The organism is Streptomyces sp. AM8-1-1, from assembly GCF_032229325.1.
GTDB lineage: Bacteria > Actinomycetota > Actinomycetes > Streptomycetales > Streptomycetaceae > Streptomyces > Streptomyces achmelvichensis.
In genome coordinates this window covers 7,972,279-7,985,069 of the sequence record NZ_CP135086.1, presented here as the reverse complement: position 1 = coordinate 7,985,069, position 12,791 = coordinate 7,972,279, and the positions used below count along the sequence as shown (strand labels likewise).

The window sequence follows — 12,791 nt, the reverse complement described above, 5'->3', positions numbered from 1 at the left end:
TCCGCGCGGACCGCCGGCGGTGTCGAGGCGCCCGCGCAGCGCATGACAGCTCAACTGCCGTGGATCGAGGCTGCCGGAAAGGCCACCCCCTCCACCTGGACGGGCTGCTCTGGCGCATGCTCCCGAGGTGACGAGAGGACAACCGCATGAGGAAGGCCACCCACGGGGCGGCCATGGTGCAGAACCCTGCGGCCGCTCAGCGAGCCGGGCGGCGCTCCCCGGCGAGCGCACCCGCGACGGGCAGGGCCTGCAGCACCAGCACCGAGAGGTCGTCCTCGACAGGACCGGGACCGAAACCGTGCACCGTCCGGCGGATGTGCTCGGCCACGGCCTTCGCGCCCAGCCCGGTGCATTCGCGGAGCACCGCCGACAGGCCGTCCCGGTCGTCCAGCTGCCGCTGACCGCTTCGCCGCTCCGTGACACCGTCGGTCACGCACAACAGCGTCTCTCCGGGGGCGAGGCTGAAGGAGCGGGCTTCGAAGTCCGCGCCGGTGTCGATACCGAGCAGCATCTGAGGTTCCGCCGCTGCCACCACCGAGCCGTCGGTCAGCAGGCGCAGGGGCAACGGATGCCCGGCGCTCGCGATCGTGCAGCGGGGCCCGGCGGTGCCGACGCCGAGCTGCAGCTCTCCGTACAGCATGCTGAAGAACCGCGGTCGGGCACGTTCGCCGCCGTTCGCCACGGCATCTTCGCTCTCTTCCGCCAAGGCGGCGTTCAGCCTTCGCAGCACCGACTCGACGCCGTGGCCCTCGCGCGCCAGCAGTCTGACCAGGTAACGGGCGAGGCCGGTGACCGACATCGCCTCCGGGTCCTTGCCCTGCACGTCGCCGAGCAGGAAGCCCCAACAGCGCTCCCTCAGCGGGAACAGGTCGTAGAAGTCGCCGCCGACGGTCTGCCCCTCACCGTGCGGCTCGTAGACGATCGCCGTGTCGACGCCCGGGATGGTGGCCAGGAATTCCGGCAGCTGATTGCGCTGGAGAGCCCGGCTGATCGTCTTCTGCCGGGTGTACCGGCGGGCGGTGATCAATGACTGCGCGATCCGCCGCACCACGTCCTGCACCACGTTCTCCAGGCTGTCGGTCATACGGAGCTGCCCGGACCTGCCCAGGAGGAGCACGCCCTGGCAGTCGCCGCCGGCAACCAGGGGGAACGCCAGTGCCGAGCCCCGGCTGCCGGCGTCCCCGGCGGCCTGCGGCCATGGCCAGGGGATGCTGGCCGTACTGAGAATGCCGGGCGGCGCTTCTCTCGCCAGCTCCTGCCGCAGCGCGTCGATGCGCCATTCCTCGGCGTGCCAGACCTGGGACAGCCGCATACCGCCGCCGTCCTCGGCCAGCCATACTCCGCACCAGTCGGCAAGCCGGGGCACCAGCAGTTGTCCCGCGAGTGCGGCGACGAGATCCTCGTCGAGCTGGCCCGCGAGAAGCTCGCTGCCCTCGGCGAGGAAGGTCGGACCCGCCTGGCCGGGCCACTCCGCGATGAGGCCGTCACCGGCGCCGGGCGCTGTCGACGACGCCACGGAGGCCCGCGGGACACCCCGCGGCGATGCCGCGGGCTCGGGGGGCCGCCGCTCGGGTCCTGAGACGTCCAGGCGGAACCACACCGACTTCTGGTCGTGGTCGTAGGTCACCCCCCATGACGTGGCCAGAGCGCCCACGATCCGCAGCCCGAGGCACTGGCGACCGGGCATGTCCTCGTGGACGCGCAGCGCCCGGGTGGGGTGGTGGTCGGCAACCTCGATGATCACGGCGACGGGTGCGTCCGCATCCTCCGCGAGTGCCGCGGGACCGGACTCCGCCTGTGTGCGCGAACGACTCCGGCCCCGTTCCGACGAGCAGGTGATGTGGATGTCCGTACCGGCGTGCATGACGGCATTGGTCGTCAGCTCGCTGACCAGGAGCTCGGCATTCCCGCTGATCTCTTCGAACTCCTCTGTGGTCACCTTCGACCCGGCCACGATCGCCCCGGCCTGCTCGGCGAGGGTCGCGCGCACGAACGCGCGCGCCTCGGAGGCCGCCCGCTGGTTGGCCTGGAGCGTCGTCCGCGACAGGTACCTGTCAGGGGGCGAGATCAGAACCGAGCCAGGGGGAAGAGCCGACCGACGAGACAGAGTGGCCATTCAGGTCCTCAGAGATCTTGCTTCAGGTTCTCCACCAAACACTTATAGTGTGACGTATATCCCCATATAGGCGATAGGGGTGGACTGCCATGGCGCTCGACCCGGATTCTGCCGACCCCTCGTCCGCGGCCACTGACCCGAGCGCGTCTGCGGGCCCCTCACGTCCGGCCGAGCCCACGCAACACGCACCGTCCCCCGCATCGCCGGACCCCGCATGGGTCCGCAGCAGCGACTTGCGCCCGCTGCTCACCGCTCTGCAATCACTGCGCGACGGAGACTTCACCGCCCGCGTGGACAGAGCGGAGGAGGGGATCCTGACGGAGATCGCCGGCATGTTCAATCAGATCGCCGTACGCAACGAGCATCTGATCGGCGAACTGCAACGGGTCCGCCGCGAGGTCGTACGGCACGGCAGGCTGGACGAACGGCTCTCGGCGAGCCCCGGGCAGGGTTCGTGGGTGACCGGCGTGGACTCGGCGAACACGCTGCTCGAAGCCCTGGTGGCTCCGATGTCGAACGCCACCCGCGTACTGGACGCGGTGGCGGACGGGGAGCTGACGCAGCGCATCGACCTGCACGACGGCAGCCGGCAGCTCCGGGGCGATCTACGGCGACTGGCGCTCTGCGTGAACCGCACAGTCGACCAGCTGTCGCTGTTCACCGGCGAAGTGACACGGGTGGCCCGCGAGGTCGGCACCGAGGGGCGGCTGGGCGGGCGCGCCCACGTCCGGGGCCTGACCGGCGACTGGCGCCTGGTGATCGAGGCGGTCAACACGATGGCGTCCCGTCTGACGTCGCAGGTCCGGGACATCGCCGTCGTCACGACAGCGGTCGCACGAGGCGACCTCACCCAGCATGTGACGGTGGAGGCCACCGGTGAGGTGCTGGAACTCAAGCTCACGGTGAACACGATGGTCGACCAGCTGCGGGCGTTCGCCGACGAAGTGACACGGGTGGCCCGCGAGGTCGGCACCGAGGGACAACTCGGCGGCCAGGCACACGTCGGGGATGTCTCCGGTGTCTGGCGGGACCTCACCGACAACGTCAACTTCATGGCGTCCAACCTCACCAGCCAGGTCCGCAACATCGCCCAGGTCACCACCGCCGTCGCCACCGGCGACCTGAGCCAGAAGATCACCGTGAACGCGAAGGGCGAAATCCTCGAACTGAAGTCGACGATCAACACGATGGTCGACCAGCTGTCCGCGTTCGCCGACGAAGTGACGCGCGTGGCCCGCGAAGTCGGCACCGAAGGTCAACTCGGCGGACGCGCCCAGGTCCGCGGCGTCTCCGGCGTCTGGAAGGACCTCACCGACAACGTCAACTTCATGGCCGACAACCTCACCTCCCAGGTCCGCAACATCGCCCAGGTCGCCACCGCCGTCGCCACCGGCGATCTCGGCAAGACGATCACCGTGGAGGCGAAGGGCGAAATCCTCGAACTGAAGTCGACGATCAACACGATGGTCGACCAGCTGTCCGCGTTCGCCGACGAGGTGACACGCGTGGCCCGCGAGGTCGGCACCGAGGGACAACTCGGCGGCCAGGCACACGTCCGGGACGTCTCCGGCGTCTGGAAGGACCTCACGGACAACGTCAACTTCATGGCGTCCAACCTCACCAGCCAGGTCCGCAACATCGCCCAGGTCACCACTGCCGTGGCCGACGGGGATCTCTCGAAGAAGATCACCGTGGACGCACGTGGCGAGATCCTCGAACTCAAGGACACCGTCAACACGATGGTCGACCAGCTGCGGGCGTTCGCCGACGAGGTGACGCGCGTGGCCCGCGAAGTCGGCACGGACGGACAACTCGGCGGACGCGCCCAGGTGGGTGGCGTCTCCGGCGTCTGGAAGGACCTCACCGACAACGTCAACTTCATGGCCGACAACCTCACCTCCCAGGTCCGCAATATCGCCCAGGTCGCCACCGCCGTCGCCCAGGGCGACCTGTCGAAGAAGATCGACGTCGACGCACGCGGTGAGATCCTCGAACTCAAGACGACCATCAACACCATGGTCGACACGCTGTCCTCGTTCTCCGCCGAGGTCACGCGCGTGGCCCGCGAAGTCGGCAGTGAGGGGCAACTGGGCGGCCAGGCACGGGTCGAGGGCGTTTACGGCACCTGGAAGCGGCTGACCACGAGCGTCAACGAACTCGCCCTCAACCTGACCACCCAGGTGCGCGCGATCGCCGAAGTCGCGAGCTCCGTGGCCCAGGGCGACCTGACCGGCTCTATCGCCGTCGAGGCCAGAGGCGAGGTCAACGAGCTGAAGAACAACGTCAATCTCATGGTCTCCACCCTCCGCGAGACCACCCGGGCCAAGGACTGGCTCGAGTCGAACCTCACCCGTATCGCCGGCCTGATGCAAGGCCACCGCGACCTGATGGAGGTCGCCGACCTGATCCTGCGTGAGCTCACCCCGCTGGTCAACGCGCAGTTCGGAGCGTTCTTCATGGCGGAGGCCGGTGCCGAACCCGGCCGGGGCCTGCAATTCATCGCCGGCTACGGCTGCGCCGAGGGCCCGGACGACAGCCCGCTCAACAACACCAGCAAGCCGGTTCGAGGGCTGATCGCCCAGGCTGCGCTGGAGAAGAAGCGCATTCTCGTCGATGCGGTTCCGGCCGGGTACATCAGCATCGAGTCCGGGCTCGGCTCGGCACCGCCGACCAGCATCGTCATCCTCCCCATCCTGTTCGAGGACAAGGTGCTCGGTGTCATCGAACTCGCCTCGTTCAGCAGGTTCAACGAGGTCCACCTGGCCTTCATCGACCAGTTCGTGAACACCATCGGCGTCTCGATCAACACGATTCTCTCCAACGCACGCACCGAGGCCCTGCTCTCCGAGTCCCAGCGGCTCACCGCGGAACTGCGGCGCTCCAACGCGGAACTGGAGGACAAGGCCGCCCTGCTGGCCAGCTCGTCCCAGTACAAGTCCGAGTTCCTGGCCAACATGTCGCACGAACTGCGCACGCCGCTCAACTCGCTGCTGATACTGGCCCGGCTGCTTGCCGACAATCCGGACGGGAACCTCGCCGAACAGGAGGTGGACTTCGCGGCGACCATTCACCGGTCGGGATCGGACCTGCTCCAGCTCATCAACGACATCCTGGATCTGTCGAAGATCGAAGCGGGCCGGATGGACGTCCATCCGAGGAAGCTGCCACTGTCCAAGCTGCTCAACTACATGCATGCCATGTTCCGGCCCCTCGCGAGTGAGCGCGGACTGTCCTTCGACGTCACGGTCGGGGAGGGCGTGCCCAGCGAGCTGTACTCCGACGAGCAGCGGCTCCAGCAGATCCTTCGGAACCTGCTGTCGAACGCGGTGAAGTTCACCTCGTCGGGCAGCGTGGTGCTACGGGTCGAGCGCGCGGCGGACCAGGAGATCGAGCGGCCGGTGACGCCGGCGAGCGAGCCGATCCTCGCGTTCTCGGTCGAGGACACCGGCATCGGAATCCCGGAGGAGAAGCTGGGCGTCATCTTCGAGGCGTTCCAGCAGACCGACGGCACCACCAGCCGCAAGTACGGCGGCACCGGACTGGGGCTCTCCATCAGCCGGGAGATCGCCAGCATGCTGGGAGGCCGGATCGTCGCCGACAGCGAACCCGGCGTCGGCTCCCGGTTCACGCTCTACGTGCCCGCGCACCACACCCAGGCGGCTGAGCCCATCACCGAAACCCCGTCGATCCCAGCGGGCCCGAAGGCGGAGACCACACCGTCGCCGGTCCCCCTGCTGCCGGCGGGTCCGCTTGCCGCTCCCCCGGCGCCCCGGCCGACGAGCGCCCCTGAACTCCCCGCCGACGTGGCGGCAGCGGCTACCGGCAGGGACACCTCGGGCTGGCCGGAGACAACGCGGCTCAAGGAGTGGATCACCGGTCGGCCGAGCAGGGTGCTGGGCGGGCGCACGATTCTCATGGTGGACGACGACATCCGTGCGGTCTTCGCGCTCATGCATGTGCTGGGCCGCGTGGGCATCACCGTCAAGTACGCCGAGAACGGACGCGAAGGTCTCGAGATGCTGGACCGTGTTCCTGCCATCTCGCTGGTCCTGATGGACATCATGATGCCCGAGATGGACGGGTACGAGACGATCGCTGCTGTGCGGGATTCGCCCCACCTCGCCGACCTGCCGATCATCGCACTGACCGCGAAGGCCATGCCGGGCGACCGGGAGAAGGCGCTCGAAGCGGGCGCCTCGGAGTACATTCCGAAACCCGTGGACGTGGACCACCTGCTGTCCGTGGCCTGCGATCTGCTCGACCCGCAGGGCCGCCCGGCCGGGCCGCGGCCCGTGCAGGCGCCGGACGTCGCCGACGAGGACACGTCGAGGCAGAGGCCATGACCACACACACGCCCGAGAAGTGCAGCATCCTCATCGTCGACGACATCGAGGCGAACCTGGTCGCGCTCGAAGCCCTGCTCGGGCCGCTCCATCAGGAGCTGGTGCGCGCACACTCCGGCGAGGAAGCCCTCAAGGCCATGCTGCGGCAGGAGTTCGCCGTGGTGCTGCTCGACGTCCTGATGCCCGGCATGGACGGCTTCGAGACCGCCGCGAACATCAAGCGCCTGGACCAGACCAAAGATGTGCCGATCATCCTCCTGACCGGAACCGAGGTCGAGACGGACTACGCCTACCGCGGGTACTCGGTCGGCGCGGCGGACTTCCTCACGAAGCCTTTCGACCCGTGGCTGCTGCGTACCAAGATCTGCGTTTTCCTCGACCTGTTTCGGAAGAACCGCCAATTGGCCGCCCAGGCGGAGCAGTTGCGGCATCTCTTCGCCGAGGCCAAAACCGTCACTGCCCTCAGGGGCCGTACGGAGCCGGCCGAACGCACCGCCGAACGCCGGGAACAGAACATGCCACCACCGCCTGCCGCAACTGCACGGACGGAGGACAGGCTGGCGGACATCGGCGAACAACTGACGCAGATCGAGCTCCTGTTGCGCGAAGCCGGCGACATGGATGCCAGCGCCCTCGCTGATCGCGTCGCGGAACTCGAACGAGCCGTCGGCGGGCTGCGTCTGGGACCGGAGTGATCTCCGTTCCTCGGGCCTCACCTGATCCGTGCGCCCCGAGAGGTTCGCTGTCACAGGGGTGTGCCAGAGTCTGCGCATGCTCGAGGTCGTGGTGAAGTCGGAGGACGGGGATCGGCGCGTTCGTGTGTCGGCCGAGGAGTTGGCCGGTCTGGTCCGGCGCATCGGCGGTGACGGCGACCGGTTTCTGGTGGTGCATCGAGTACCCGACCTGCCCGACGTCTTCGCCCAGGTCTGGCACGAGACGGGCGGGGACTACACGCTGGAGCACCGCGACGGTGCCGCGGACCGGCAATTCCAGGTGATGGTCGACGACTCCGAGGCCGTGATCGCGGCGATGACCGGCTGGGCCCGGCGGGAGTCCGGTTGGGGCACGGATCTGGCCTGGTCGCTGCTGGACATGGGCCCCACCCGTGAGGCGCCACCCCTCGACCTGAACCAGCGCGAGCGCGCGGAGTTGGAGAAGCGCATCCACGAGGTGCTGGTCGGCGGTTACGCCGACCGTGCCGAACTGGCGGAGCTCGCCGAGGAGTACCTCGTCACCGCTGACCGGCGCCCGGTGTCGCGCCAGCAGGCGGAGGCGCTGGCTGACCGGATGTGGCTGGAGCGCGTCGCGGAGCAGGCCGAATGGCAGGGCGAGACGGACCCGGAACGGCTCACCCGCGCGTTCACGGCCCTACAGGAAGCCGGTATCACCGCCCGCGAGAACTTCACCTGCTGCCGCAGTTGCGGCCAGTCCGAGATCGGCGACGAAGGCGGACCCGACGCCCGCGGGTTCGTCTATTTCCACGCCCAGTGCACCGACTCCGCGGCTGCCGGCCACGGACTGACGCTCCTCTACGGAGGCTTCGACGGCTCGGCCGAAACCACCGCCACCATCGGCCACGAGGTCGTGGCCGCCCTGGAAGCGGCCGGTCTCCAAGCCGAGTGGGACCGTGACCCCGGCCGGGCCATCACCGTCACGCCCCTGGAGTGGCGCCGCCGCCTGGTCGGCTGAGGAGAGGCTGAGCAACAACGCTTCGACCGCCTGTCGTTACGCTCATGGTGACCCACCCGTCGGCGGCGCCCGCCGTCCTCGGTGCGGCGCTCCGCGATCAGTCCGAGCCTTCCTCGAAGAGCATCGATCCGCCCTCCACGACCTCCTTCACGAGCAGGTCCTCAGCGACCAACAGCCTTCTGCACGGCGGTTTCCACCGGGCCACGGACGCCAGGCCGCTGACTCGTGAATGGCGGCCACGGCTCGATGCTCCGACTCAACGGCCGCCGGCTCCGCGCCCTGGTCCCGGCGGCCTCGGGGGCGGGCGGATGCGGTGGAGAATGCGCGGATACGATCCCCGGATGCCTGTGCATCAGTACGTCTGCTTCGTCATCACCAGCACGCGCACCACCGCGCAGGAGATGACGGCGGCGCTGGGAATCGAACCCGATGAGACGGCCGTGCGTGCAAGCCGCTCGACCGTGCCGCCCCTGCCGGCCCACCATCGCTGGAAGATCGTGTGCCGTCGGACAGGCCTGAGGGTCGACGAGCAGGTCGCCTGCGTCCTGGACCGATTGCGGCCTCACACCGGCCGACTCGCCGCGCTCGCGGGGCAGTTGGACCGGCAGGAGGGTCCGGGTTCCGCTGTCCTGCAGGTCGTGCGCCGCTTCCACAGCGACAACCACGAGCCCGGAGCGGACCTGCCCGAAGAGCCGGAGGGCCCGAACCTGTTCGGATGGCACCTGGACAGCGACGTACTGGAGTTCCTGACCACCACCGGCGCGGAGGTGGACATCGACGAGTACGACATGACCGGCGACCCCCACGGCGACTGACCTCGGCACACCCGGCGGGGCCTGCGTGACCTCGTGGTGTTCGCCCGTCTCGCCACGGCGGCCGGCGCACATGTCACCCGCACCCCACAGGGCCTGGCATCCGGTGCCGGGAAGGGGGGCTGACCGGCACCGGATGCCAATGTCCGGCGTGGGGCGGTCACTGGTCCTTCACTACTGGACAAATCACTTCTGGCCCGGTTTGTATGGATGCCACGTCGGAATGTCGAGCGGTCGTCCGACAAGGGCCACGGCCTGGGGCGACGGCTGTCACGCGCCACACCACGGCGCACATGCGGGAGGCAGTCACATGGACATCACGACGACTGCCGGGCCTGGCCCGGGACACGCCGTAATGAAACTGGCCGGAGAGCTGGACATCTCCACCGTCGGTGACATCCGCGCGGCACTCGCCGCAGCAGTCACCGCGTACCGGCAGGTGGTCATCGACCTCGGAGACCTCGCATTCTGCGACTGCTCCGGCATCGGCGCACTCGTCGCCGCGAAAAACTCCGCCGCCCGCCGCGGCACCCACCTCACCGTCCGCAACATCCCCGACCACCTCGCCCGACTCCTCCACATCACCGGCACCCCACTGCCCGCCACACCCGGCACAAGCCTGACCATCGGCGGCGCAGCCCACAACTTCCCCCAAGGCACCGCCGCCTGAGGGCCTGCCCGTAATCCCCGGTGGATCAGCGCGCGGCGTCAGATGCGGTGCATCGCAAGGCGAAGGGTCGCCCTCGTACTGGACGTACTCGGGCGATCCGACAACGCAGCGTGGGGGTCCCCCCTGCTCGAAGAGCTTGGGGGAGTGCCGTAGCTGTCGTTGTGCGCCCGCCGGGGATTGCGGGAGAGAGCCCGCGGGGCTGTCCGGCGGATCAGGTCAGACGTAGGTCGATCCAGTGCACGGTGTCGCCCTCGCGCAGCAGACAGCGTTCGATCTCGACGAAGCCGTGCTGCTCGGCGAAGCGCAGCCATCCTGATTGGACGCCGGCACTACCGTCTCGATCACCTGAGCGTCCAGCGCGCGGGCCTGCTCCCAGGCGCGCTCGTAGAGTCGTGTGCCGAGTCCTCGGCGGCGGTGCTCCGGCAGCACACGGGCGATGACCCTCGAGGTGGCGCCGTTGTCCTCAGTGGGCGGGCGCACGCGATGGGCAGTACGCCCACAACCTGATCGTCCCCGGCTACGTGCCGGCGCTCGACGACGTCCGGGCCCGTGCTGACCGCAACCATATGGAGGTCGCCTACCTCGGTGACGTCCTGATCGGCTGCACCGGGCGGATCATGGGCGGAGCCGGGGTCGGCTGGAGGCGACGGTGACGATGCCGTGGAAAACGTAGGCGGCGCCGTGAGTGCCCCCTCTCCCCCAACCCTGCGCCGTACCGGATTCAGCCAAAAGGCAAGTCGATGCCACAACGGCACCACGATGCGCTTGTTGTGACGCCACAATGATGTCACTATGGCGCTATGGACCTCACGCCCTATGTCGACCACCTCCGCCACGAGCTCGCGGTCGCTGTCGAGGCCGGCGGCGACGACGTCGGGGACGTGGTCGAGCGACTCACCGCCCCGCTGGAGTCGGCCACCCGACTCACCTTTCTGAACGCGCTGTCCGCCGCCATGGCCGAGGTCACCCGTGACCTGGCGCCGGGCTCGGTCGACGTACGGCTGCGGGGGCTCGATCCCGAGTTCGTGGTGACCGCGCCACCCGCTCACGAGATACGCCGGGACCCGCATCAGCACGAGCCCGGAGCGCGCACCGGGCTGCCGCTCGCCCCCGCGGACGCGGAGGACGGGGGGACGGCGCGGATCAACTTCCGTCTGCCCGCCCAGTTGAAGAACCGGACAGAGGACGCGGCGGGGCAGGAAGGCCTCTCCGTCAACGCGTGGCTGGTGCGGGCCGTCGCCCTCGCTCTGGAGGGCCAGGAGTCCGGTCGGCCCGCCGGACCCGACCGGCACCTGGGGCGGCAGGACTGCACGAGCCGGGTCCACTAGGGCCGCTGTCGATCAGGCGGGCCGCCGAGGCCGGCGCCGCCTCGGCCCCTTCCTGTCGCCACCCACCCCACCTGCGACAACACCCGCCCCCGCCAGGGGACGGGACAGCCATGCCTCTCACCGGCCCGGCCCGACCGCACTGTTCCGACCGCGGTGCACCGCACGGTGCACCGTCACCTCACGCTGCACCGGAGGACACCATGCGACACCTGCCGAACTCCCGGGAAACGGAGGCGGCACCGGCCGCCGAGCCGGTCCAACTGCCCCTGGACCGCCCGGCGGGCTGCCCCTTCGACCCACCCGGCGAACTGGCGCGGCTTCGCGAACAGGACCCGCTGCGCCCGATGCGCTACCCCGACGGACACATCGGCTGGCTGGCCACCGGCCACTCAGCGGTCCGCGCGTTAGCCGCCGACCCCCGCTTCAGCTCCCGTTACGAACTGATGCACTACCCCTTCCCCGGGGCGGGCGTCAGCGAGCTGCCGCCCGCCCCGGTCGGAGACCTGACCGGGATCGACCCGCCCGAGCACACCCGCTACCGCCGGCTGCTCGCCGGCCGGTTCACCGTCCGGCGGATGCGCGAACTCACCGCACGCGTCGAGGAGATCACCACCGACCACCTGGATGCGATGGAACGCCACGGCGGGCCGGTGGACCTGGTGCGTGCCTACGCACATCCCGTCCCGGCCCTGATGATCTGTGAACTGCTCGGCGTGCCGGACGCGGACCGTGCGGCGTTCCAGGCCCTGGCCGCCGCGGTGAGCGGCCTGGAGGTGACCGAGGAGGAGCAGTTCGCCGCCTGCACCGCGCTGCAGGACACGATGCGCGAGCTGGTGGCGGCCAAGCGGGCCCGCCCCACTGACGACCTGCTCGGGGATCTGACGACCAGCGACCTCAGTGACGCCGAACTCGCCGGCATCGGCGGCTTCCTGCTCGCCGCCGGCCTGGACACCACCGCGAACATGATCGGGCTCGGCACCTTCGCGTTGCTGAGCCACCCCGCGCAGGCCGACGCGCTGCGCGCCGACCCCGCCCTGGCCGATACGGCGGTCGAGGAACTGCTGCGCTATCTGAGCATCGCCCACACCGGCGTGCGGGCGGCGCTGGAGGACGTCGAGCTGGAGGGCCGGCTGATCAAGGCCGGTGACTCGGTCACCGTCTCGGTGCAGGCCGCCAACCGTGACCCGGCGAAGTTCGCCGACCCCGACACCCTCGACCTGCGCCGCAAAGCCACCGGCCATCTCGCCTTCGGGCACGGCATCCATCAGTGTCTGGGCCAGCAACTGGCCCGCGTGGAGCTGCGGGTGGCCCTGCCGGCCCTGTTCACTCGCTTCCCCTCACTGCGGCTCGCCGTCCCGCCGCAGGACGTGCCGCTGCGCACCGGCATGAACATCCATGGGGTGCACCGGCTGCCCGTCGCCTGGGACGGGCAGTGAGCGCGATGCGGATCGGCATCGACCGCGAACGCTGCCAGAGCGCCGGAATGTGCGTACTGAGTGCACCGGAAGTATTCGACCAGGACCCCGGGGACGGCCGGGTCGTCCTGCTGACCGCCGGCGTTCCGGCCGGGCAGCGGCCCGCGGCGCGCCTGGCAGCCGATGTCTGCCCTGCCGGCGCCCTCACCCTCCTCGACGACAGCGATGCGGGCGATATGGATCGAGCAGGCGCTGCGGCACGGGAGCACGAGCGGGCCGGTGCGCCGACGGGGGACGGCAGCGCACCGGCCTGACGAACAGCGTACGCACCCTCGTACGATGTGCGCAATAGCGCACGCTGTTCGACATGAAAGGGTGTCCGGGCATGTCTGCGGCCCGGCGGCTCACCGGCCGCCGG

9 protein-coding genes and 1 pseudogene are annotated in these 12,791 nt (G+C 69.5%); 8 read left to right on the top strand and 2 right to left on the bottom strand.

Annotated features, from left to right (window positions below; translation table 11 throughout):
* Positions 1-196: 196 nt before the first annotated feature.
* On the bottom strand, positions 197-2,116 hold the full coding sequence (locus RPQ07_RS35520) for a SpoIIE family protein phosphatase (RefSeq protein ID WP_313948379.1): 1,920 nt from the start codon (positions 2,114-2,116) through the stop codon (positions 197-199).
* 89 nt (positions 2,117-2,205) lie between these two features.
* On the opposite strand from RPQ07_RS35520, the gene RPQ07_RS35515 reads away from it, so the two are divergent.
* From RPQ07_RS35515 to RPQ07_RS35495, 5 genes are all read left to right on the top strand, one after another.
* Entirely contained in the window at positions 2,206-6,459 is a 4,254-nt protein-coding gene (locus RPQ07_RS35515; RefSeq protein ID WP_313948378.1) for a HAMP domain-containing protein, read from the top strand.
* A complete protein-coding gene (locus RPQ07_RS35510; protein ID WP_313948377.1) occupies positions 6,456-7,154 on the top strand; it encodes a two-component system response regulator in 699 nt (232 codons plus the stop codon). Before RPQ07_RS35515 ends, RPQ07_RS35510 begins: the two co-directional genes overlap by 4 nt.
* A gap of 76 nt (positions 7,155-7,230) precedes the next feature.
* Positions 7,231-8,148 carry a DUF6891 domain-containing protein gene (locus RPQ07_RS35505; protein ID WP_313948376.1) on the top strand — a complete coding sequence of 306 codons (918 nt, stop codon included), beginning with the start codon at positions 7,231-7,233 and terminating at the stop codon, positions 8,146-8,148.
* A 341-nt stretch (positions 8,149-8,489) separates the two neighbouring features.
* Complete coding sequence (locus RPQ07_RS35500; protein ID WP_313948375.1) at positions 8,490-8,963, top strand: DUF4279 domain-containing protein; 474 nt, start codon at positions 8,490-8,492, stop codon at positions 8,961-8,963.
* A 70-nt stretch (positions 8,964-9,033) separates the two neighbouring features.
* Complete coding sequence (locus RPQ07_RS35495) at positions 9,034-9,630, top strand: STAS domain-containing protein (protein ID WP_313948374.1); 597 nt, start codon at positions 9,034-9,036, stop codon at positions 9,628-9,630.
* Between the two features lie 211 nt (positions 9,631-9,841).
* Here the strand turns inward: RPQ07_RS35495 and RPQ07_RS35490 are convergent.
* A pseudogene (locus RPQ07_RS35490) lies at positions 9,842-10,110 on the bottom strand (N-acetyltransferase family protein); the annotation flags it as partial.
* Between the two features lie 320 nt (positions 10,111-10,430).
* Here RPQ07_RS35490 and RPQ07_RS35485 point away from each other — a divergent pair.
* The 3 genes from RPQ07_RS35485 to RPQ07_RS35475 all read left to right on the top strand — a co-directional run bounded on the left by RPQ07_RS35485 (position 10,431) and on the right by RPQ07_RS35475 (position 12,687).
* Entirely contained in the window at positions 10,431-10,958 is a 528-nt protein-coding gene (locus RPQ07_RS35485; protein WP_313948373.1) for a hypothetical protein, read from the top strand.
* A 200-nt stretch (positions 10,959-11,158) separates the two neighbouring features.
* Entirely contained in the window at positions 11,159-12,394 is a 1,236-nt protein-coding gene (locus tag RPQ07_RS35480; RefSeq protein WP_313948372.1) for a cytochrome P450, read from the top strand.
* Positions 12,395-12,399: 5 nt separating this feature from the next.
* Positions 12,400-12,687 (top strand): ferredoxin, encoded by a 288-nt coding sequence (locus RPQ07_RS35475; protein ID WP_313949128.1) that lies wholly within the window; start codon positions 12,400-12,402, stop codon positions 12,685-12,687.
* The last annotated feature ends 104 nt before the right edge of the window (positions 12,688-12,791 follow it).

What these genes read in the sequence shown, in the direction of transcription:
- RPQ07_RS35520 (WP_313948379.1), bottom strand. Translation starts at nt 2,116, where the DNA reads ATGGCCACTCTGTCTCGTCGGTCGGCTCTTCCCCCTGGCTCGGTTCTG.
- RPQ07_RS35515 (WP_313948378.1), top strand. Translation starts at nt 2,206, where the DNA reads ATGGCGCTCGACCCGGATTCTGCCGACCCCTCGTCCGCGGCCACTGAC.
- RPQ07_RS35510 (WP_313948377.1), top strand. Translation starts at nt 6,456, where the DNA reads ATGACCACACACACGCCCGAGAAGTGCAGCATCCTCATCGTCGACGAC.
- RPQ07_RS35505 (WP_313948376.1), top strand. Translation starts at nt 7,231, where the DNA reads ATGCTCGAGGTCGTGGTGAAGTCGGAGGACGGGGATCGGCGCGTTCGT.
- RPQ07_RS35500 (WP_313948375.1), top strand. Translation starts at nt 8,490, where the DNA reads ATGCCTGTGCATCAGTACGTCTGCTTCGTCATCACCAGCACGCGCACC.
- RPQ07_RS35495 (WP_313948374.1), top strand. Translation starts at nt 9,034, where the DNA reads ATGTCACCCGCACCCCACAGGGCCTGGCATCCGGTGCCGGGAAGGGGG.
- RPQ07_RS35485 (WP_313948373.1), top strand. Translation starts at nt 10,431, where the DNA reads ATGGACCTCACGCCCTATGTCGACCACCTCCGCCACGAGCTCGCGGTC.
- RPQ07_RS35480 (WP_313948372.1), top strand. Translation starts at nt 11,159, where the DNA reads ATGCGACACCTGCCGAACTCCCGGGAAACGGAGGCGGCACCGGCCGCC.
- RPQ07_RS35475 (WP_313949128.1), top strand. Translation starts at nt 12,400, where the DNA reads ATGCGGATCGGCATCGACCGCGAACGCTGCCAGAGCGCCGGAATGTGC.